Here is a 19,385-nt window from a genome sequence, read left to right on the forward strand (position 1 = left end):
TCCACGAGATGCGGCCCAATTTACTGCTTAGGAGAAGATCATGGGTTTGTTCGATAAACTAAAATCTCTGGTTTCTGATGATAAGAAAGACACCGGAACTATTGAGATTGTTGCTCCGCTCTCTGGCGAGATCGTCAACATCGAAGACGTGCCGGATGTAGTTTTTGCCGAGAAAATCGTTGGCGATGGCATTGCTATCAAACCAACCGGTAACAAAATGGTCGCGCCAGTAGACGGCACCATCGGCAAAATCTTTGAAACCAACCATGCGTTCTCTATCGAATCGGATAGCGGCATTGAGCTGTTCGTTCACTTCGGTATCGACACCGTTGAACTGAAAGGCGAAGGCTTCAAGCGTATTGCTGAAGAAGGTCAACGCGTTAAAGTTGGCGATCCGGTAATTGAGTTCGATCTGCCGCTGCTGGAAGAAAAAGCCAAGTCTACCCTGACTCCGGTTGTTATCTCCAACATGGACGAAATCAAAGAACTGATCAAACTGTCCGGTAGCGTGACTGTGGGTGAAACCCCGGTTATCCGCATCAAGAAGTAATTCTTGCCGCAGGGAAAAATGGCGCCGACTGGCGCCATTTTTTTATCCTGGTTAAGGTAAAACCGCGCCTGATGGCGCTGCGCTTATCAGGCCTACAACAAAATATCGCATGCCGGATAAGGCGATGTTTGCCTGATGGCGCTGCGCTTATCAGGCCTACAATAAAAGATCGTAAGCCGGATAAGGCGATGTTTGTTTGATGGCGCTGCGCTTATCAGGCCTACAATAAAAGATCGTAGGCCGGATAAGGCGATGATTGCCTGATGGCGCTGCGCTTATCAGGCCTACAACAAAATATCGTATGCCGGATAAGGCGATGTTTGCCTGATGGCGCTGCGCTTATCAGGCCTACAATAAAAGATCGTAGGCCGGATAAGGCGTTTTTCGCCGCCATCCGGCATAGTTACGCGCTCACAACAGCGAGGTGACTGGACGGTAGCACTTCTCGCGCATCAGGATCTTCATCCCTTCCGGCCCGCTTTCCAGCATCCGCTTCTCCGAGTCCGACACCAGCAATTCGCACTGATAGCCACCCGCAATGCCGAACATCGCGCGCGCCACGCAGATATCCTCCAGCGCATCAAGCCCGCTCGTTTCAAAGTGACCAACCACACGCCCCTGCTGGCGAACCACCAGCCGATAACTCTTCATCGCGCCTCCCCTGCCGGTGGCAGAATCAACTCATCACACCCGCAGCGCTGCGTCCAGGTCATCACCTCCAGCACACGCTCTGCGGCATGTCGCGTCGCCGCCGTCAGCGCTTTCCCCTGCACAATACCGCTCACCAGTTCGGCGCAGAACAGATCGCCCGTCCCTTTTAAATCGGTTTCCACACGCGGGTGTTCAATCACATCCACGCCGCCGCTCGTCACCACCGCCACATTGATGGTATCCGCCGTCTGGCCTGGCGCACTGGTGATCACAATCCACTTCAGCGTGTCGGAGAGCAGCGATTTCGCCGCTGCAACCGCTTCATCCAGCGTGCCGCACGGTTTGCCGCTGAGCATCTCCAGCTCGAACACATTCGGCGTCAGCCCCTGCGCCAGCGGCAGCAGATAATGACGATACGCCTGCGGGATTTCCGCTTTCACATACATTCCGCTGTCCGTGTCACCAATCACCGGATCGACCAGAATACATACTTCAGGATGCGCGATCCGCACCGTTTCCAGCCATTTCGCCAGCAGAACGATTTGTTCCGCACTGCCCATATAGCCCGTCGTGACCGCTTTAAGCTCACGCAGCGCATCCCGCTCATTTAAGGCCTGAAGATAACCGCTGAACCAGTCGACAGGAATAATGCCGCCGTAAAACGTTTCATAATGCGGCGTATTGCTGAACAGCACCGTGGGCACCGCCGTCACCCGCAAGCCCTGCGCTTTAATCGCCGGTACGGCAATACTGTTGCCTACGCTGCCGTACACCACCTGTGACTGAACGGCGACAATGTCGGTCTGTAAAGCCCGATGCTTATCGTCGAAGAGCACTGACTGTATTTCACTATCCTGCCCCATTTACCTCTCCTCTCACTGGACAGCGGGCTAACGCCTCACTATTATCGTCATATGCTAAAATTCATTTTGTCATAGGTCAATAATGATCGACGGAAAAACCGCCAGCGAAATCTTTGACAGTATTCGTCAGCATGTCACCACCGGCGCACTGGCGCCAGGGGAAACGCTGCCGCCGGTGCGGGAACTGGCATCGGAATTAAACGTGAACCGCAATACTGTCGCGGCGGCTTACAAACGGCTGGTGACATCCGGCCTGGCCCTGAGCCAGGGACGTAACGGTACGGTCATTAAAGGTGCGCCTTCTCCGCTCGCGCTGGAAGGAAGCAGTCCCGATACGCCGCTGACCGATCTTTCCGGCGGCAATCCCGATCCCCAACGGCTGCCCGATCTCAGCAGTTATTTTTCAACAATAAATAAGTCACCGCGTCTTTACGGCGATGCGGCCGTTTCTCCCGCCCTTCACGCGTGGGCGAAGCAGTGGATGCAGGATGCCATACCTGACGAAGGCGAGATTGATATCACCAGTGGGGCGATTGACGCCATCGAGCGTCTGCTGTGCGCCCATTTACTGCCGGGTGACAGCGTGGCGGTGGAAGATCCCTGCTTTTTAAGCAGCATCAGTATGCTGCGCTACGCCGGGTTTTCCGCCATCCCCGTCGGCGTCGATAGCGAAGGTATGCAGCCTGAGATGCTGGAACAGGCGCTGAAAAATGGCGCCCGCGCCGTCATTTTAACCCCGCGCGCCCACAATCCTACGGGGTGCAGTTTGAGCGCCTCCCGCGCCGCCGCGCTACAGAACATTGTGGCGAAATACCCACAAGCGCTGGTTATTATCGACGACCACTTTGCCCTGCTCTCTTCATCTCCCTGGCACCTGGTGATCGCCCCGGAGACGCTACACTGGTCAGTGGTTCGCTCGATGTCAAAGACGCTGGGGCCGGATCTGCGTCTCGCCATTGTCGCCAGCGATCCCGCCACCTCAGCCAGACTGCGCCTGCGCCTTAATTCCGGCAGTCAGTGGGTCAGTCATCTGTTGCAAGATTTAGTGCATGCCTGTCTGAGTGACAAAAACTATCAGCGAACGCTGGCGCAGACCCGGAAATTTTATGCTTCGCAGCAGCAGAAGCTGGCCTGCGCGCTCCAGCGAACCGGGCTTACACACGCCCCCGGCGATGGGCTGAATGCGTGGTTACCGTTGAAAAGCCACAGCCAGAGCATCGCGTTTATGCTGGCGAAAGCGGGCTGGCTGGTACGGGAAGGCGAAGCATTTGGCGTCAACGCGCCCGCCCACGGTCTGCGCATTACGCTGTCGACGCTGGGCGACGGCGATATCAACAAACTGGCGGCTGATATCCATCAGGCGTTAAAACGTTAACAGGAGAGAAAAAGTGCGAGTTCATTTTGTCGTTCATGAGTCTTTCGAATCTGCCGGAGCCTATCTGCAATGGGCTGAGGATCGCGGTTATCCCCTCTCCTGGTCCCGCGTGTATGCCGGTGAACCTGTCCCCGCCAATGCGGATGGTTTCGATATGCTGGTGGTGTTTGGCGGCCCGCAGTCACCGCGTACTACGCTCGAAGAGTGCCCGTATTTTGACTCTTTAGCAGAGCAGCGGCTTATTAATCAGGCGATCTCTGCGCGTCGTATTGTGATCGGCATCTGTCTTGGTTCCCAGTTGATTGGTGAGGCGCTGGGCGCAAAAGTACGCCAGAGCCCGGAAAAGGAGATCGGCCACTACCCGATTACGCTAACGGAAGCCGGGAAACAGAATCCGCTGCTCGCTCATTTCGGCTCCCCGCTTGTGGTCGGGCACTGGCACAACGATATGCCAGGGTTAACCGATCAGTCGGTCGTTCTCGCGACAAGCGAAGGATGTCCGCGCCAGATCGTGCAATACGGTAACGCCGTCTACGGTTTTCAGTGCCATATGGAGTTTACCGCCGAGGCGGTAGAAGGGCTGATCCAGCATTCAGAACAGGAACTGGCTGCGGCAAAAGGGAAGCGCTTTATTCGCTCGAACGCCGAAATGCGCGAGTGGAATTATCAGGAGATGAACGAGAAACTGTGGCGCTTCCTCGACCTGCTGGTTGAGAAACGTAACGCTTGACGTTGCAGGCCGGATGAGACGCTTTGCGTCGTCATCCGGCGATCGTACTTTACGGTTGCCGGATGGCGCTACGCTTATCAGGCCTACAGGCTAAATCCCTGCCCCCTGGCTGAAGTGTTCTTCGCCAAAGACGCCGGTCGAAAGATAGCGATCGCCGCGATCGCAGATGATCGCAACCACCACGGCCCCCGGCGTCGCGCGGGCGACGCGTAACGCACCGGCAACCGCGCCGCCGGAACTCACGCCGCAGAAAATACCTTCGCGTACCGCCAGTTCGCGCATGGTGTTTTCCGCCTCGCTCTGGTGAATATCCAGCACCTGATCCACAAGCTGAGCATTAAAAATACCCGGCATATATTCTGCGGGCCAGCGACGAATCCCCGGAATGCTGCTGCCCTCTTCCGGTTGCAGGCCAACAATCGTTACCGGTTTTTCCTGTTCGCGCAGGAAGCGCGACACACCGGTAATCGTGCCGGTTGTTCCCATACTGGAGACAAAGTGGGTGATGCGACCTGAGGTTTGCTGCCAGATTTCCGGCCCGGTCGTGGTGTAGTGCGCGTAAGGGTTGTCGGGATTGTTAAACTGATCGAGCAGCTTACCTTCTCCGCGTTCGGCCATTTCCAGCGCCAAATCGCGCGCGCCTTCCATCCCTTGCTCTTTAGACACCAGAATCAGATCCGCGCCATAGGCGCGCATCGCCGCGCGGCGCTCCTGGCTCATGTTGTCCGGCATCAGCAGTTTCATGCGATAGCCTTTCAGTGCGGCAATCATCGCCAGCGCAATACCGGTATTGCCGCTGGTCGCTTCAATCAGCACATCGCCGGGCTTAATTTCCCCGCGTTTTTCCGCCTGGACGATCATCGACAGCGCCGCCCGGTCTTTCACTGACCCGGCAGGGTTATTGCCTTCCAGCTTGACCCAAATTTCACTGCCGTTATCCGGCACCATCCGCTGCAATTTCACCAGAGGCGTATTGCCAATTGTTTGTTCTAATGTGTTCACTTCTCTGTCCAGTAAAAAGCCCGGTGGCGCTGCGCTTACCGGGCCGACGCAGATCATATTGTAGGCCGGGTCAGCGCAGCGCCACCCGGCAAAACTACGTGATATTAACCTATCAGGCCGATTCTGCCAGAGCAAGCTCCTCTTCGCGCGTCTCAATGCGCTGGTTGCCATTGTACAACCGCGCATTTTGCAGCCCGACAAACAGCCGCTCGCCGCGCTGTGGGGGATTATCCCCCTGCATCACCACCGTCAGCGGTTCGTTATACCACCCCAGAGGCTGCACGACTAATTGGGTGTAGTGACCTTTCGGACTGGCCTCCAGCACCTGTACCGGCAGCGGGGAATCCAGACTGGTGCGGCGGCTAACATCCACCTCCCACGGACGCAGGAACAGATCGACCGCTCCCTGGTACGCTGGCGTATACCCCAGCGGCCAGCGATGCGCGCCAACGTGGAACTGACCGCCGCGAATCGTTCCCTGCAAACGGTTCACTTCGCCCATAAACTCCAGCACAAAGCGGGTGGCGGGTTCACGCCACACCTGATCCGGCGCATCGGCCTGTTCAATGTTGCCCTGGCTCATCACCACCACGCGATCCGCCACTTCCGTAGCCTCTTCCTGATCGTGGGTGACAAACACGCTGGTGAATTTCAACTCTTCATGCAGCTGACGCAGCCAGCGGCGCAGCTCTTTACGCACCTGCGCATCAAGCGCGCCAAACGGTTCATCCAGCAGCAGGATCTGCGGCTCAACGGCTAACGCGCGCGCCAGCGCCACGCGCTGTTTCTGCCCGCCGGAAAGCTGTGCCGGAAAACGCTCCGCCAGATGGGCCAGTTGCACCATTTCCAGCAGTTTCGTCACTTTCGCTTTAATGGCCGCCGCATTCGGGCGTTCGCGACGCGGCAGCACCGTCAGGCCAAAGGCGATATTGTCGAACACCGTCATATGACGAAACAGCGCATAGTGCTGAAAAACAAAGCCGACTTTACGATCGCGCGCGTGCAGACGGCTTACGTCTGTACCGTGAAAACGAATGTGCCCGCTGGTCTGATGCTCCAGCCCGGCAATAATACGCAGCAGCGTGGTTTTACCGGAACCGGACGGCCCCAGCAAGGCAACCATCTGACCTGAAGGAATATCCAGCGAGATATCGTTCAGCACCTGGGTGCGACCAAAAGACTTCTTAATATTGGCAATCTCAATGCTCATGATTTTCCTCCTGTTGCGCACGTTTCTCCTGATTTTCCAGGCGCCATTGCAACATACTCTTCAAAAACAGGGTAATAATCGCCATCAGCGTCAGCAGCGCGGCGGCGGTAAAGGAACCGACGGTGTTGTAGTCCTGCTCCAGTAATTCAATCTGTAACGGCAGCGACAGGGTTTCGCCGCGAATCGAGCCGGAAACCACCGACACCGCGCCAAACTCGCCAATGGCGCGCGCGTTGGTCAGCACCACGCCGTACAGCAGCGCCCAGCGAATATTAGGCAACGTAACGCGACGGAACATCTGCCAGCCGGAAGCGCCAAGCAGAATCGCCGCTTCATCTTCCTGGCTGCCCTGACTCAGCATAACCGGCACCAGTTCACGCACCACAAACGGACAGGTGACGAAAATAGTGACCAGCACCATTCCCGGCCAGGCGAACATAATTTGCAGGTTGTGTTCATCCAGCCAGTCGCCCAACGGGCCGTTCGAGCCGTAAAACAGCAGGTAGACCAGACCGGCCACCACCGGCGAGACGGCAAACGGAATATCCAGCAGCGTCAGCAGCAGCTGGCGACCGGGAAAATTAAAGCGCGTTACCAGCCACGCCAGCAGTACGCCAAACACCAGGTTTACCGGTACGGCAATCAGCGCAATCAACACCGTCAGCCAGATCGCGTGCAGCATGTCCGGGTCGGCCAGATTCTGTAAGACCGGCATCAGCCCTTTGCTGAAGGCCTGTACGAAGATATAAATCATCGGCACCAGCAAAATAAACGCCGAAACCAGCATCCCGGTGCCAATCAGAAACCATTTTCCCCAGTTAATGCGGGGGGCGTCATAACGCTTCAATTGGGTAACTTCCGCCATTAGTGACCTACCACACGTCGACCAAAGCGACTTTGCAGGGTGTTAATCGAGAACAGCAGCAACAGCGACGCCGCGAGGATCACCGACGCAATCGCGCTAGCCGCCGGATAGTCAAACTCCTGCAAACGAACAAAAATCATCAGCGAGGTCACTTCGGTTTTCCACGCGATGTTCCCGGCAATAAAAATCACCGCGCCGAACTCGCCGAGGCTTCGGGTAAACGAGAGCGCGATACCCGCCACCAGCGCAGGTGACAGCTCCGGCAACACCACTTTGCGGAAACTTTGCAGGCGCGTTGCGCCGAGCGTTTCCGCCGCTTCTTCATATTCCGGGCCTAACTCTTCCAGTACCGGCTGCACCGTGCGCACCACAAACGGGATGCTGGTAAAAGCCATCGCTACCGCGATGCCAAGCCAGGTGTAAGTCACTTTGATATCAAACTTCGCCAGCCATTCGCCGTAAAAACCGTTCACGGAAAACAATGACGCCAGCGTCAGACCCGCCACCGCCGTCGGCAGGGCAAACGGCAGATCCATCAGCGCATCCAGCAGAGTACGTCCTGGAAAGCGATAGCGGGTTAAGATCCACGCCATCAGCAGGCCAAATACGCCGTTGAAGATTGATGCCACAAACGCCGACAACAGCGTGACTTTGTAGGCCGCCACCACCTGCGGGTTGGTGATAACCTCCCAGTATTGCGCCCAGCTCATTTGCGCCAGCTGCATCACCAGCGCGCTCAACGGAAGCAGCAATATCAGGCAGACGAACAACAGGCTGGTTCCGAGGCTTAAGGTAAAGCCGGGCAGCACACGTCTTGTCGATACTGCGAACATTACTTACGCCCCGCCGCCAACAGTTTGTCCAGCTCGCCGCCGCTGCCGAAGTGGGTTTTCATCACTTCCGGCCAGGAGCCAAACTGGTCTTCCACGCGGAACAGTTCGGTCTGCGGGAATTTATCTTTCAGTTTGTCCATCACTTCCGGGTTATTCACGCGGTAGTAGAAGTCGGTGATGATGGTCTGCGCCTGCGGGCTGTAGAGCCAGTTCAGGTAAGCCTTCGCCGCTTTTTCAGTACCGTTGGCCTGTACGTTTTTATCCACCCATGCCACCGGGAATTCGGCCAGAATATTGGTTTTCGGGATAACGACTTCAAATCCCTGCGCTTCATACTGTTTACGGATGTTATTCACTTCCGATTCAAAGCTAATCAGCACATCGCCCAGGCCGCGTTCCGCAAAGGTGGTGGTTGCACCGCGACCGCCGGTGTCAAACACTTCGACGTTCTTCAGGAACTGGGTCATAAACTGCTCGGTTTTGGCTTTGTCGCCACCGTCAGCTTTATCCGCCGCGCCCCATGCAGCCAGATACGTGTAACGGGCGTTGCCTGAGGTTTTCGGGTTCGGGAAAATCAGTTTTACATCGGAACGCACAAGGTCATTCCAGTCATGGATATTTTTCGGATTCCCTTTGCGCACCAGGAATCCCATCGTGGAATAGAACGGTGAGCTGTTATTCGGCAAACGGCTTTGCCAGTCGGCAGGGATCAGCTTGCCTTTGTCATGCAGGATCTGCACATCCGTGACCTGGTTATAGGTCACTACGTCAGCTTTCAGCCCTTGCAGGATCGCCAGCGCTTGTTTTGACGAACCGGCGTGAGACTGCTTGATGGTCAGCTTATCGCCGCCATTATCTTTCGCCCACTGCTGTTCAAACGGCGGATTAAGGGCGGCAAACAGTTCGCGAGAAACGTCGTATGAGCTGTTCAGCAGCTCTGTTGCCTGCGCCTGCGTGGCCAACAACAGCATCGCGCTCAGCGCCAGGTATCTTTTTTTCAGTAAGTTAACAGCCATTGCGCACCCTTATAAATTTGATGACTTTCTTATGGTCATAATATTTATAACGGGTACGAAAGGAGTAACGGTTTTATATACCGTTTGATGATTTGAAAGTCGAAAAGGGAATAAGAGAATCCCTCCCCACATGCGGTGAGGAGGAAAGCGGCGTTAATCAGACGCCCACGCTCACGCTTTCAGGCAGCGTGCTGCCGCCATCAATCACGTTTTGCGTCCCGGTCAAATAGCTGGACTCATCCGACGCCAGGAAGGCCGCCAGTTCACCCACTTCGAGCGGACAGGCCAGACGGCGCATCGGGATCGCTTTCGCCATTTCGGTGAGTACCGATTCAGGATCGTCAGGATTAGACTGACGGGCGATATTTTCCGCCATCGGCGTGCGGACATAACCCGGACAGATTGCGTTCACACGAACGCCGGACTGCGCATACTCCACGGCCAGGGACTTGGTGAGTCCGATAATCGCCGCTTTAGACAGGGCATAAGCCGTTTCGCCTGGATCGGCCACCATATCCCCGGTCACGGAGGACATCATGACGATACGCCCATCTTTGCGTTCAACCATTTCCGGCAGAACGGCTTTTGTGACGTTCCAGACGCCTTTGATATTAATATCGATATGGAAATCGCGATCTTCTTCGCTCATGTCGAGGAAGTTGCCCAACCGGCAAACACCCGCATTGTTGACCAGAATATCAATTTTACCTTCTATCTTTTTCGCGCGCGCCACTGCCGCCGCGACTGATGCAAAATCCCTGACATCCGCTTTGATGGCGGTACAACGATGACCGCGTCCGCCCAGCTCATCCGCCAGTTTTTCCGCCTCATCGGAGATATCCAGCAAAATTAAATTCGCGCCGTGGCGAGCAAACACTCTGGCGATCCCCTCGCCAATGCCCTGTGACGCGCCGGTAATCAATGCCGTTTTGCCCGTGAGTTTACCCATTTCAATGTTCTCCTTTTCAGTCTGTTGCAGCGCATAGGCGGTGCGTCTTATGCGCTACTCTCGTCTCCAGCGAAACTACGATGAAGCCTTACACTCCATTAACATTGAAAATACAGAAAAAACAAATAAGTGCTGCGGAACAGCTCACTAATTAGGGTAAATCTTACGTAAAAGTCCCTAGCTCCTGCCTAAAAGATTAATCAGTTCGCTGCTGCGCTCAATCATACGAAGCGACTCAACATCATTGAGCTGCACCATGCCAACAAACAGCAGATCGGTCACCGAGTTCTGCGCGGTTCGGGTGGACATGGACGAACTGCGCCATTCGGTCTCACCGGATACGGTATCCAGCGTGTAATCGGCCAGCCGCCGCAGCGGAGAGTCCGTCAAAGAGGTGATCGCAATCACCGTCGCCCCCTGCTTACGCGCCGCTTCAGCGCAAAGCACGATCTCCTTTTTCGACCCGCTGTAGGAAATGGCTATTTGCACGTCCCCTTCCTGCAAGGCCTGAGCAATGGTTGCCTGCACATGGGTATCGACCTCGCAGGCCACGCGATAACCAATTTTCATCAGCTTGAAGGATAAATCCCGTCCTACCAGCGCCGAACCGCCGACGCCCGTAATCTGAATAAGCCGGGCCTTGCTGATCAGGTTAATCACCTGCTTCAGGCGATCGAAATCCATCAGACTACAGGTTTCCTCCAGCGCGAACATTTTTTCTCTGTTCAGCTTACGGGCAATCACCTCCAGGCTGTCTTCACTGGTAATCGTACTGTGCAGATGCAGCGCCGTGTCATGTTTCTTTTCCCGGTTGACGCTGTACTCCTCAATGAGCGCCATTCTGAGCTCGGTGAATCCCTTCGCGCCAAGTTTCTGGGCAAATTTCACAATACTGGACTGGCTGACTTCCAGCTGCTTCGCCAGATTGCGGGAAGAAACGGTTTTTAGCTCGCTGACATGGGCCAAAAGAAAGCTGGCAATTTTCTGTTCATTTTCCGTTAACTCTCCCTCTGCATTACGCATTTTCGCCAGATACAACATCGCTCTTCCGCTCCCGTCATCATGGAATCATTAATTCCAACGCACTGTTCGCAGGATAACACAACGCGGGTGAGAATTTGATAGCCCTCACAATATTTGTATTACGATTCAATGATTCTATTGTAAATATTTTTATGGAATATATGATTCCTTGCATCTTTCATAGCAACAAAAAACTACACACAGAAAAGGATAATCATAATGAAACGTACTCTGAAGTCCCTGGCAATCTTTACTCTTCTCGCAACCAGCGCCAGCCATGCCGCCGTGATCTACCAGGCCAATGACGGATCGAATATCGATCTCTACGGGCGTCTCGGATTCAATATCTCTGACAAGAAATCAGGCGACACCTCGGGCGATTTTGACGCGCGTATCGGTTTCTCCGCCCGCCAGGCGATTAATGACAAGCTGGCCGTTATTGGTTTTACGCAGTATCAGGTAAATGCCGCAGAGTACGCGAACAACATCAGCGCGGAAAACCCGAATGACTTCACCGCGCGTTACGTCTGGGCAGGGATTGATTTTGCCGAATACGGCAAGCTGACCGGCGGGCGCGTGTCATCCGGCCTGATCATGTTCACGGATATCGGCGATGTGTTCGCCAGCTCCGATGTCGCAATGGCCCGCCAGGCAAACTTTGTTGACCCGACGGCGGTACAGGTTTTCCGTCAGGACGGCACCATTCAGTACCAGAACACATTCGGCAATTTTGATTTCTCTACCGCCTATATTCTGGGCAACAACACCTCCGATCTGGATTACGGTTATAATGCCGCCCTTCGCTATACGCTCGATATGGGCGATTTTGGCCGCCTCCAGCCGGTCATTGCCGGTCATTGCCGGTCAGACAGAGAAAGCGAGCCATGACGATACATCCACGCTGTCGGATAATAATGTCGATAAGTACACCTTTTATGGCATCGGCACCCGCTACTACCTGGGCGATTTCATGTTCGGCCTGCTCTATGCCCAGGATAAAGTGACCTACCTCGACGGTTCTGCGGACAGCACCGATAAAGATTACGAAGCAACGCTGGTCTGGAACGTCAGCCCGGACTGGGCGTTACGTACCGGCTATCGCCATCTGAAAAATGAGGACGGCGACGGGCTGAAACTTCGCGATACCACCTTTGAAGCGCAGTACAAACTCACCGTTCGCAGTTCCATATTTGCGTCTTACTCCTGGCGTAATGGTGAAGAAGGGAAAAAACGGACGAACGGCAATGATGTCTCCTTTGGCGGCAGCAACCCGGCTGATGACTATTTCCACCTTGGCTTACGTTACGAATTCTGATTCCCCTTTTCCGGGAGAGTAAAAATGAAGAAATATTTTGTGTCCGCCGCAGCACTGTTGTTTTGCAGCCAGGCTTTTGCCGCTCCGCATCTCTTTATTGGCGATAACGTCAGCGTGCTGGCGGCCCGTTCGGCAAAAGTCAGTATTTTTAGTAAAGACGTGGCGCTGCCAGACGGCGCTCAAAAAATGGTAGTGAAGTTCGACAGTCCGGCAAATCCTGAATCGGTGAACAATAACCGGGGTCGCGTAACGTCTAACCCGTATATCATCTCGTTTAACGCTTCCGGCAATGTGGATCTGCAACTGTCTGCGGGAAAACCGCTGGACGAAAAAGAAGCCAGCCAGATGGCGCAAAAACCGGTATTCACCCTGACGGCGGCCGGGAAACCCGTACCGTTTGATATCAAAATTCTCGACCGTGACAGCATCACCGTGTTCACCGACCTGAGCGCCATCGTCAACGATGACAGCACGATGATACCTTCTCCGGCGCGCTCCGCTTCCCCGGCGGCGCCCGCCACTTCGCATGACCAGCTCTCCCAGCTACAGCAACTGTATCTGAAAGCTGACGACACCCAGAAAAAAGCATTCCTGAAATGGGCGCTAAACCTGTAAGGCTGTAAGTAATATGCAACTTGAAAATATGATTACCGAAGGTGTTAACCGCGCCTCTTTTGAGATTGACCGGGCTTCCACCCTCGATATGTGCCGCATCATTAATGATGAAGATAAAACGGTTCCACTCGCCGTGGAGCAGGTTCTGCCCGAGATCGCCGCGGCTATCGACATCATTTATGCGCAGGTCAGCGCTGGCGGGCGGCTGATTTATACCGGCGCCGGAACGTCCGGTCGCCTGGGTATCCTTGACGCCAGCGAATGCCCCCCGACCTATGGCGTGGAATCAGGCCTGGTTATCGGTTTGATCGCCGGTGGCGAGCGCGCGATACAGCATGCGATTGAAGGCGCGGAAGACAACCGCGAGCTTGGGGTCAACGACCTGAAAGCCCTCGCACTCAATGAAAGAGATGTGGTTGTGGGCATTGCGGCCAGCGGTCGCACGCCGTATGTGATTGCCGGTCTGGAATATGCCCGTACGCTCGGCTGCCGGACGATCGGGATCTCCTGCAATCCGGGGAGCGCCGTAGCAAAGGCGGCGGAGCTTGCCATCACGCCCGTTGTCGGCGCCGAAGTGGTGAGCGGTTCTTCCCGTATGAAGGCGGGCACCGCGCAGAAGCTGATTCTCAACATGCTGTCCACCGGCCTGATGATTAAATCCGGCAAGGTGTTTGGCAACCTGATGGTGGATGTTGTCGCCACGAACGAAAAACTCAACGTGCGTCAGGTAAATATTGTGAAAAATGCGACAGGCTGCACCGGGCAACAGGCTGAAGCCGCGCTGATGGCCTGTGGCCGTCACTGCAAAACCGCTATCGTCATGCTACTGAAAAACCTCAACGCAACAGAAGCCAGTCTGCGTCTTGAGCAACATGGCGGCTTCATTCGCCAGGTACTGGAAGAGGAATAAAGCGAATGGCAAAAGAAATCAGTAATGATCTCCTGAATACGATTATCTCCCGGGTCGGCGGCCCGGGTAACATTGCCACCTGCGGGAACTGCATGACCCGTTTACGTCTGGCGGTACATGACAGCGATCGGGTCGATCCGGCGATTAAAACGCTCGAAGGCGTGAAAGGCGTGGTCCTCTCGAATAACCAGGTGCAGGTCATTTTTGGCCCCGGTAAAGCGCAGCGGGCAGCAGATGCCATGAATGCGCTACTGAGCGACAACAGCGGCACCGTCACGCAGGAGGCAGATATCGCCGCCAAAACCAAAAGCCAGCTAAAAGCGAAACAAACCTCAGGCATTCAGCAATTCCTGTCGAAGTTCGCCACTATTTTTACGCCGCTCATTCCCGGTTTTATTGCTGCGGGTCTGCTGCTGGGGATTGCCACACTGCTGGGTACGGTATTGCACGTTCCGACCGATGCGCAAGGTATGCTTCCCGACGCCCTGAACTTTATGAAAGTGTTCAGTAAAGGGCTGTTTACCTTTCTGGTTATTCTTATTGGCTATAACGCCGCGCAGGCTTTCGGCGGCACCGGCGTTAACGGGGCGATCATCGCCTCGCTGTTCCTGTTGGGATACAACCCCGCCGCCACCACGGGCTATTTCTCCGGTATTGAGGACTTCTTTGGCCTGCCGATCGACCCGCGCGGCAACATTATCGGCGTACTGATCGCCGCCTGGGCCAGCGCGCGTATTGAGGGCTTTATCCGACGCTTTATGCCCGACGATCTGGACATGCTGTTGACCTCCATGTTAACCCTGCTGGTCACCGCCGCACTGGCCTACCTGATCATCATGCCGCTGGGCGGCTGGCTGTTCGAAGGGATGTCATGGCTCTTTATCCACCTCAACAGCAACCCGCTGGGCTGTGCCGTTCTGGCGGGTCTGTTTCTTGTTTCGGTGGTGTTTGGCGTCCATCAGGGCTTCATTCCCGTCTATCTGGCATTAATGAGTAGCCAGGGATTCAACAGCCTGTTCCCTATTCTTTCTATGGCGGGCGCGGGTCAGGTCGGCGCCGCACTGGCGCTCTACTGGCGAGCAGAAAAACACAGCGTGTTACGCAGCCAGGTTCGCGGGGCGATTATTCCCGGCTTACTCGGTGTTGGCGAACCGCTGATTTACGGCGTTACGCTGCCACGAATGAAACCGTTTATCACCGCCTGCCTCGGCGGCGCTGCCGGGGGGCTTTTCATCGGCTTAGTGGCCTGGTCGGGTCTGCCGATGGGCTTAAACAGCGCCTTTGGCCCATCCGGTCTGGTGGCGCTGCCGTTAATGACGTCCGCGCAAGGTATTCTGCCCGCAATGGCGGTATATGCCGGAGGAATGCTGATTGCGTATCTTGGCGGATTTATTTTTACCGCTCTCTTTGGCTGCCGTAATGTGAATCTGGACTAATACCATGAAAATGACATTACTTTTTGCTTCCCTGCTGGCGCTCAGTTGCACTGCCAGCGCCGCGCCATTTCCGGTATTGACTGACGCCGCGCCGGAAAAAGCAGGATTTAATATTGAACGGCTTAACGCGCTGGATAACTGGATAGCGCAACAGGTTGATGCCGGTTATCCAAGCGTTAACCTGCTCATTATTAAAGACAGTCATATTGTTTATCGTAAGGCCTGGGGTCAGGCTAAAAAATATGACGGCAGCGTCCTGATGTCTCATCCCGTCAAGGCAACCACTGACACCCTGTACGACCTGGCATCAAATACAAAAATGTATGCCACGAACTTTGCCCTGCAAAAACTGATGTCAGAGGGCAAATTACAGCCGGACGATCTTATCTCGAAATATATTCCCGGTTTTGGCGATCGTCCGGGGGATGCGATTAAAGGGAAAAGCACGTTACGCATTGCGGATCTGCTGCATCATTCCGGCGGTTTCCCTGCTGACCCGCAATACCCGAACCAGGCCGTCGCGGGCGAGTTGTATTCGCAGGATAAAGCCACCACGCTGGAGATGATCAAACGCACGCCGCTGGCGTACCGCCCCGGCACGAAACACATCTACAGCGATGTGGATTATATGCTGCTTGGGTTTATCGTGGAGTCCGTGACGGGCCAGCCGCTCGATCGTTATGTTGAAGAGAACCTCTATCGCCCGCTCGGTTTAACGCATACGGTCTTTAACCCGCTACAGAAAGGCTTCCGCCAACAGCAGATCGCCGCGACGGAACTGAACGGCAATACCCGGGATGGCGTGATTCATTTCCCCAATATCCGCACAACCACCCTATGGGGCCAGGTGCATGATGAAAAAGCATTCTACTCGATGGGCGGTGTTTCAGGACATGCGGGACTGTTTTCGAATACCGGCGATATTGCGGTACTGATGCAGACCATGCTGAATGGCGGAGGGTACGGTAACGTGACGCTGTTCAGCCCGGAAACCGTGAAAATGTTCACGCAATCCTCGCCGGAGGATGCCACGTTTGGTCTCGGCTGGCGCGTTAACGGCAATGCGTCCATGACGCCGACATTCGGCACGCTGGCCAGCGCGCAGGCATACGGCCATACCGGATGGACAGGGACGCTGACCGTTATCGACCCGGCCAATCAGATGGCGATTGTGATGCTGAGCAACAAACCGCACTCACCCGTCGCCGACCCGCAAAAGAACCCGAATATGTTTAACAGCGGGCTGATGCCGATAGCCACATACGGTTGGGTGGTGGATCAGATATACGCGGCGCTAAAACATGAGTAACCGATAAGGCGGGACTGCCGGGGGCGTTTCGCTTGCCCGGCCTACAAAAAGTCTCTGTAGGCCGGGTAAAACGACGCCGCCATCCGGCAAAAGAAATTACAGCGCCATCAATCTGTCCAGAGACGGTGCGAAGTAATAGCCGCCCGTCACTGGCTTCGTGAAGCGCAGCATGGCGTCACGCTTCCCGTCGGTATCGCCAAACATGCTCAGCAACTGCTGCTCAATATTGTACAGACGCGCGCAGTAAGCGCAGAAATAGAGGCCGTGGGTGCCGCTGGCCGTACCGTATGGCAGGCTCTGGCGCACAATTTTCAGCCCTTTGCCGTCTTCTTTCAGATCCACGCGGGTCAGGTGAGACGTGACCGGACGGTCATCGCCATCGATCTCTTCGTTGGCTTCTTTAGTGCGACCAATCATCATCTCCTGGTCGTGAACGCTCATGCGGTTGAGTTGCGTCAGGTTGTGTTCCCAACGCTGAACGAACACGTAGCTGCCGCCCGCATCCACGCCGTCTTTGATGACCGCCACGTCGCGGCGAACCTCTTCTCCCGCCGGGTTTTCCGTCCCGTCAACGAAGCCGCTGAGATCGCGTTCTTCCACCCAGCGGAAACCGTGGATTTCTTCCTGCACCTCGATGCACTCGCCAAAAGCCGCCATTGCCGCCTGCGCGACAGAGAAGTTCACGTCGTGACGCAGTGAAAGAATGTGGATCAGCACATCGTACTGGGTTGCTGGCGCCAGACCTTTACCGTAAGGGATAAAATCTTTCAGCTCTTCAGCCCCAACGCCGCCGCTCAGGGCGCGCCAGGTGTTGTTGCCAAATGCGACAACCGCGCCCAGATGCGCGTCAGGGAATTTCGCTTCGAAGGTTGCCAGTTTATCGGCAAACGCTTTGCTGGCCGCACGCAGGGCATCGACATCCCCTTTTACATTGGCTTCAATCCAAATCGCCGCGCGGCAGTGTTCTGGCAAAATGCCACTTTGAACCTGAGACATTGTTCCTCCTGAAAAATAAGAATGCCACGGCTGCGTGGCATTGATGGGCGTATTGTACCCGTTTTTTCAGCGAGGCGGTTTGTTCAGACGCAAATTAACGGCGCCAGATGATTTTGCTCACTTTCCAGTTCTTCAGCGTGTCGTCAGGAGGCATTAACCCTTCCGGGCCGTTCCACTCGCCGGAGAACAGATAGCTAATATGTTGACTGTCTTGTGCTTTACACTCGACCGACGCGCTGTCATCGCCCATCGCTTTCTGGCAGTTACCAAAGGCTTTGCTGTAAAGGTCGCTAAACGGCGTACCGATTTCAACGCCTGCCTGCGATGGAATATCGCTGTCCAGCACATCAATACGGCTGATGGTTCCCTGATCGCCATTGATAACCAGCGCAACCTTGTCCTCTTTCATCACTTCAAAAAAACGCACCACGTTGCCGTTCTGGGTTTTCATTCCGCTACGCAGGCGATAGTCGCCATCCAGCGCGTCAGTAATCGCTTTTTCATCCAGCGGCGTGGAGGCAGTTAATGCCCCAACGCCCTGCTCAGTGACCTCTGTCGACGAGCCAAACCAGTTCCACGGATTCGCAGCAGACCAGTTCACCGACGAGAGGGTTGAACAGCCGCTCAGCACCAGCGGCATTGCGCATAAAATCAAACGCAGCGATTTCATCTCACTTCCTTTCTTTATTAATCAACGTTGTTTGGAGTCCGGTTTCGCCAAAAAGTGCCGTTATTCTTTTGCCGGCGCAAAGCAGGCGCGTACACGGCGGTTAGAGAGCAACCAGATAAGCGCGACAATATCGGCCACCACCAGCGCCAGCCCGATGCCGTTTACCGGTTCACCGTACAGCCACAGCACCGGTTGCCAGCAGAGCAGAACGCCCTGCGCCAGAATCAACAAGCCGCGCAGCCCGCGCCACAGTAACGGGAAAGCGTCGCGCCGCCCGCTCAGTAAAAACGCCAGTACCGCCGGGACGCCGGGCAACAACCCCAGCCAGAACGTATCGTGATCGGGATAAAACAGATTCAGCAGCGTATCGCCCTGCTCGCGGGAGGAGCCAGCAATCACAAACAGCACCCAGGTACGCGCCTGAAGCAGCAGCACGCACCAGAACAGAAAAGGCAGGCGCAAGCGCCCATGACCGTCGTAGTCAGCAGGATGAAACTCAGTACTCTTCATCTTCAATCAGACGCTTGCCCAGACTTAACGCGTCCGAATGTTCATAACCCAGGCGCTCGTACATGCCCAGTACAATGTCGTTGTCTTCCCGCACCATGATTTGGATTTTCGGGCAGCCGCGAGCAATGAGCTTTTTCTCCAGCCGGTTCAACAGCGCGTTGGCGATGCCACGACCGCGAAACTCCGGGTGTACGCCAAGATAATAGGCAGAACCCCGATGGCCGTCATAGCCGCCCATGACCGTACCGACCACCTCGCCATTCACCTCAGCGACCAGGAACAGACTGACGTCATGGTTCAGCTTACGTTCGATATCCATTTCAGGATCGTTCCACGGACGCAGCAAATCGCAGCGCTCCCAGAGGGTGATCACCTCTTCGAAATCTTCCTGGCGAAAAACGCGTATCTCCATGGTATTGAGACCCTTTTCAAGGTTAAAACTCCGATTATGGCGCGAACGACTGATTTAGCCAATATCTGACGCGAAACGGCGAAAAAAATGGCATAATGACGGATTGTCACGTATTGAAATGAAAAGTAAAACAATTCTCATCACG

At 55.2% G+C, this 19,385-nt stretch carries 22 protein-coding genes; 9 read left to right on the forward strand and 13 right to left on the reverse strand.

The window, feature by feature from the left end:
• Positions 1-40 precede the first annotated feature (40 nt).
• A complete protein-coding gene (gene crr, locus OGX84_RS12035; RefSeq protein WP_000522253.1) occupies positions 41-550 on the forward strand; it encodes a PTS glucose transporter subunit IIA in 510 nt (169 codons plus the stop codon).
• Positions 551-961: 411 nt separating this feature from the next.
• Here crr and OGX84_RS12040 read toward each other — a convergent pair whose 3' ends face one another.
• Together OGX84_RS12040 and pdxK are read right to left on the reverse strand one after the other, a co-directional pair.
• The gene (locus OGX84_RS12040) at positions 962-1,201 is read right to left on the reverse strand and encodes a hypothetical protein (RefSeq protein ID WP_012131365.1); all 240 of its coding nucleotides are present in this window, start codon (positions 1,199-1,201) and stop codon (positions 962-964) included.
• Positions 1,198-2,064, reverse strand: a complete 867-nt coding sequence (gene pdxK, locus OGX84_RS12045) for a pyridoxine/pyridoxal/pyridoxamine kinase (protein WP_112001784.1) — start codon at positions 2,062-2,064, stop codon at positions 1,198-1,200. Before pdxK ends, OGX84_RS12040 begins: the two co-directional genes overlap by 4 nt.
• A gap of 82 nt (positions 2,065-2,146) precedes the next feature.
• Between pdxK and ptsJ the strand changes: the two genes are divergently transcribed.
• Together ptsJ and OGX84_RS12055 are read left to right on the forward strand one after the other, a co-directional pair.
• Entirely contained in the window at positions 2,147-3,439 is a 1,293-nt protein-coding gene (ptsJ, locus tag OGX84_RS12050) for a MocR-like B6 salvage transcription factor PtsJ (protein ID WP_112001783.1), read from the forward strand.
• Between the two features lie 13 nt (positions 3,440-3,452).
• Positions 3,453-4,169, forward strand: a complete 717-nt coding sequence (locus OGX84_RS12055) for a type 1 glutamine amidotransferase (RefSeq protein ID WP_012131362.1) — start codon at positions 3,453-3,455, stop codon at positions 4,167-4,169.
• Positions 4,170-4,259: 90 nt separating this feature from the next.
• On the opposite strand, the gene cysM is transcribed toward OGX84_RS12055, so the two are convergent.
• The 7 genes from cysM to murR form a co-directional block, all read right to left on the reverse strand.
• On the reverse strand, positions 4,260-5,171 hold the full coding sequence (cysM, locus tag OGX84_RS12060) for a cysteine synthase CysM (RefSeq protein ID WP_112002092.1): 912 nt from the start codon (positions 5,169-5,171) through the stop codon (positions 4,260-4,262).
• Positions 5,172-5,283: 112 nt separating this feature from the next.
• Positions 5,284-6,381 carry a sulfate/thiosulfate ABC transporter ATP-binding protein CysA gene (gene cysA / locus OGX84_RS12065; protein ID WP_012131360.1) on the reverse strand — a complete coding sequence of 366 codons (1,098 nt, stop codon included), beginning with the start codon at positions 6,379-6,381 and terminating at the stop codon, positions 5,284-5,286.
• The gene (gene cysW / locus OGX84_RS12070; RefSeq protein WP_012131359.1) at positions 6,371-7,246 is read right to left on the reverse strand and encodes a sulfate/thiosulfate ABC transporter permease CysW; all 876 of its coding nucleotides are present in this window, start codon (positions 7,244-7,246) and stop codon (positions 6,371-6,373) included. Before cysW ends, cysA begins: the two co-directional genes overlap by 11 nt.
• A complete protein-coding gene (gene cysT / locus OGX84_RS12075) occupies positions 7,246-8,079 on the reverse strand; it encodes a sulfate/thiosulfate ABC transporter permease CysT (RefSeq protein ID WP_012131358.1) in 834 nt (277 codons plus the stop codon). Before cysT ends, cysW begins: the two co-directional genes overlap by 1 nt.
• Positions 8,079-9,095, reverse strand: coding sequence for a thiosulfate/sulfate ABC transporter substrate-binding protein CysP (cysP, locus tag OGX84_RS12080; RefSeq protein ID WP_049009733.1), 1,017 nt, complete (start codon positions 9,093-9,095; stop codon positions 8,079-8,081). Before cysP ends, cysT begins: the two co-directional genes overlap by 1 nt.
• A 157-nt stretch (positions 9,096-9,252) precedes the next feature.
• A complete protein-coding gene (gene ucpA, locus OGX84_RS12085; RefSeq protein WP_012131356.1) occupies positions 9,253-10,044 on the reverse strand; it encodes an SDR family oxidoreductase UcpA in 792 nt (263 codons plus the stop codon).
• Between the two features lie 177 nt (positions 10,045-10,221).
• A complete protein-coding gene (gene murR / locus OGX84_RS12090) occupies positions 10,222-11,085 on the reverse strand; it encodes an HTH-type transcriptional regulator MurR (protein WP_012131355.1) in 864 nt (287 codons plus the stop codon).
• Between the two features lie 201 nt (positions 11,086-11,286).
• On the opposite strand from murR, the gene OGX84_RS12095 reads away from it, so the two are divergent.
• Genes OGX84_RS12095 through pbp4b form a run of 6 tightly spaced genes read left to right on the forward strand, consistent with a single transcriptional unit; the run spans position 11,287 to position 16,652 of the window.
• Positions 11,287-11,955 (forward strand): porin, encoded by a 669-nt coding sequence (locus tag OGX84_RS12095; protein ID WP_286458032.1) that lies wholly within the window; start codon positions 11,287-11,289, stop codon positions 11,953-11,955.
• Positions 11,915-12,382: a porin family protein gene (locus OGX84_RS12100; protein ID WP_286458033.1), complete on the forward strand. Its 468-nt coding sequence runs from the start codon at positions 11,915-11,917 to the stop codon at positions 12,380-12,382. The genes OGX84_RS12095 and OGX84_RS12100 overlap by 41 nt, the downstream gene beginning before the upstream one ends.
• 24 nt (positions 12,383-12,406) lie before the next feature.
• On the forward strand, positions 12,407-12,997 hold the full coding sequence (locus OGX84_RS12105) for a DUF2057 family protein (RefSeq protein ID WP_012131352.1): 591 nt from the start codon (positions 12,407-12,409) through the stop codon (positions 12,995-12,997).
• Between the two features lie 13 nt (positions 12,998-13,010).
• Positions 13,011-13,907, forward strand: coding sequence for an N-acetylmuramic acid 6-phosphate etherase (gene murQ / locus OGX84_RS12110; protein ID WP_071258026.1), 897 nt, complete (start codon positions 13,011-13,013; stop codon positions 13,905-13,907).
• A 5-nt stretch (positions 13,908-13,912) separates the two neighbouring features.
• Complete coding sequence (gene murP / locus OGX84_RS12115) at positions 13,913-15,343, forward strand: PTS N-acetylmuramic acid transporter subunit IIBC (RefSeq protein WP_286458034.1); 1,431 nt, start codon at positions 13,913-13,915, stop codon at positions 15,341-15,343.
• A gap of 4 nt (positions 15,344-15,347) precedes the next feature.
• Entirely contained in the window at positions 15,348-16,652 is a 1,305-nt protein-coding gene (gene pbp4b, locus OGX84_RS12120; protein ID WP_058667847.1) for a penicillin binding protein PBP4B, read from the forward strand.
• Between the two features lie 96 nt (positions 16,653-16,748).
• On the opposite strand, the gene yfeX is transcribed toward pbp4b, so the two are convergent.
• The 4 genes from yfeX to OGX84_RS12140 all read right to left on the reverse strand — a co-directional run bounded on the left by yfeX (position 16,749) and on the right by OGX84_RS12140 (position 19,240).
• Positions 16,749-17,648 (reverse strand): porphyrinogen peroxidase, encoded by a 900-nt coding sequence (gene yfeX / locus OGX84_RS12125; RefSeq protein WP_049009816.1) that lies wholly within the window; start codon positions 17,646-17,648, stop codon positions 16,749-16,751.
• Between the two features lie 94 nt (positions 17,649-17,742).
• Positions 17,743-18,318, reverse strand: a complete 576-nt coding sequence (locus OGX84_RS12130; RefSeq protein WP_112001781.1) for an RpoE-regulated lipoprotein — start codon at positions 18,316-18,318, stop codon at positions 17,743-17,745.
• A gap of 60 nt (positions 18,319-18,378) precedes the next feature.
• Positions 18,379-18,828, reverse strand: a complete 450-nt coding sequence (locus tag OGX84_RS12135; protein WP_112001780.1) for a DUF2919 domain-containing protein — start codon at positions 18,826-18,828, stop codon at positions 18,379-18,381.
• Entirely contained in the window at positions 18,815-19,240 is a 426-nt protein-coding gene (locus OGX84_RS12140; protein WP_012131345.1) for a GNAT family acetyltransferase, read from the reverse strand. The genes OGX84_RS12135 and OGX84_RS12140 overlap by 14 nt, the downstream gene beginning before the upstream one ends.
• Between the last annotated feature and the right edge of the window lie 145 nt (positions 19,241-19,385).

The organism is Citrobacter sp. CK202 (genome assembly GCF_030333225.1).
GTDB lineage: Bacteria > Pseudomonadota > Gammaproteobacteria > Enterobacterales > Enterobacteriaceae > Citrobacter_B > Citrobacter_B koseri.

Coding starts and splice junctions, on each gene's coding strand:
- ucpA (WP_012131356.1), bottom strand. CDS start 10,044: ATGGGTAAACTCACGGGCAAAACGGCATTGATTACCGGCGCGTCACAG.
- OGX84_RS12105 (WP_012131352.1), top strand. CDS start 12,407: ATGAAGAAATATTTTGTGTCCGCCGCAGCACTGTTGTTTTGCAGCCAG.
- murP (WP_286458034.1), top strand. CDS start 13,913: ATGGCAAAAGAAATCAGTAATGATCTCCTGAATACGATTATCTCCCGG.
- OGX84_RS12130 (WP_112001781.1), bottom strand. CDS start 18,318: ATGAAATCGCTGCGTTTGATTTTATGCGCAATGCCGCTGGTGCTGAGC.
- OGX84_RS12140 (WP_012131345.1), bottom strand. CDS start 19,240: ATGGAGATACGCGTTTTTCGCCAGGAAGATTTCGAAGAGGTGATCACC.
- cysA (WP_012131360.1), bottom strand. CDS start 6,381: ATGAGCATTGAGATTGCCAATATTAAGAAGTCTTTTGGTCGCACCCAG.
- pbp4b (WP_058667847.1), top strand. CDS start 15,348: ATGAAAATGACATTACTTTTTGCTTCCCTGCTGGCGCTCAGTTGCACT.
- crr (WP_000522253.1), top strand. CDS start 41: ATGGGTTTGTTCGATAAACTAAAATCTCTGGTTTCTGATGATAAGAAA.
- cysT (WP_012131358.1), bottom strand. CDS start 8,079: ATGTTCGCAGTATCGACAAGACGTGTGCTGCCCGGCTTTACCTTAAGC.
- murR (WP_012131355.1), bottom strand. CDS start 11,085: ATGTTGTATCTGGCGAAAATGCGTAATGCAGAGGGAGAGTTAACGGAA.
- pdxK (WP_112001784.1), bottom strand. CDS start 2,064: ATGGGGCAGGATAGTGAAATACAGTCAGTGCTCTTCGACGATAAGCAT.
- OGX84_RS12135 (WP_112001780.1), bottom strand. CDS start 18,828: ATGAAGAGTACTGAGTTTCATCCTGCTGACTACGACGGTCATGGGCGC.
- OGX84_RS12040 (WP_012131365.1), bottom strand. CDS start 1,201: ATGAAGAGTTATCGGCTGGTGGTTCGCCAGCAGGGGCGTGTGGTTGGT.
- cysW (WP_012131359.1), bottom strand. CDS start 7,246: ATGGCGGAAGTTACCCAATTGAAGCGTTATGACGCCCCCCGCATTAAC.
- cysP (WP_049009733.1), bottom strand. CDS start 9,095: ATGGCTGTTAACTTACTGAAAAAAAGATACCTGGCGCTGAGCGCGATG.
- murQ (WP_071258026.1), top strand. CDS start 13,011: ATGCAACTTGAAAATATGATTACCGAAGGTGTTAACCGCGCCTCTTTT.
- ptsJ (WP_112001783.1), top strand. CDS start 2,147: ATGATCGACGGAAAAACCGCCAGCGAAATCTTTGACAGTATTCGTCAG.
- yfeX (WP_049009816.1), bottom strand. CDS start 17,648: ATGTCTCAGGTTCAAAGTGGCATTTTGCCAGAACACTGCCGCGCGGCG.
- OGX84_RS12095 (WP_286458032.1), top strand. CDS start 11,287: ATGAAACGTACTCTGAAGTCCCTGGCAATCTTTACTCTTCTCGCAACC.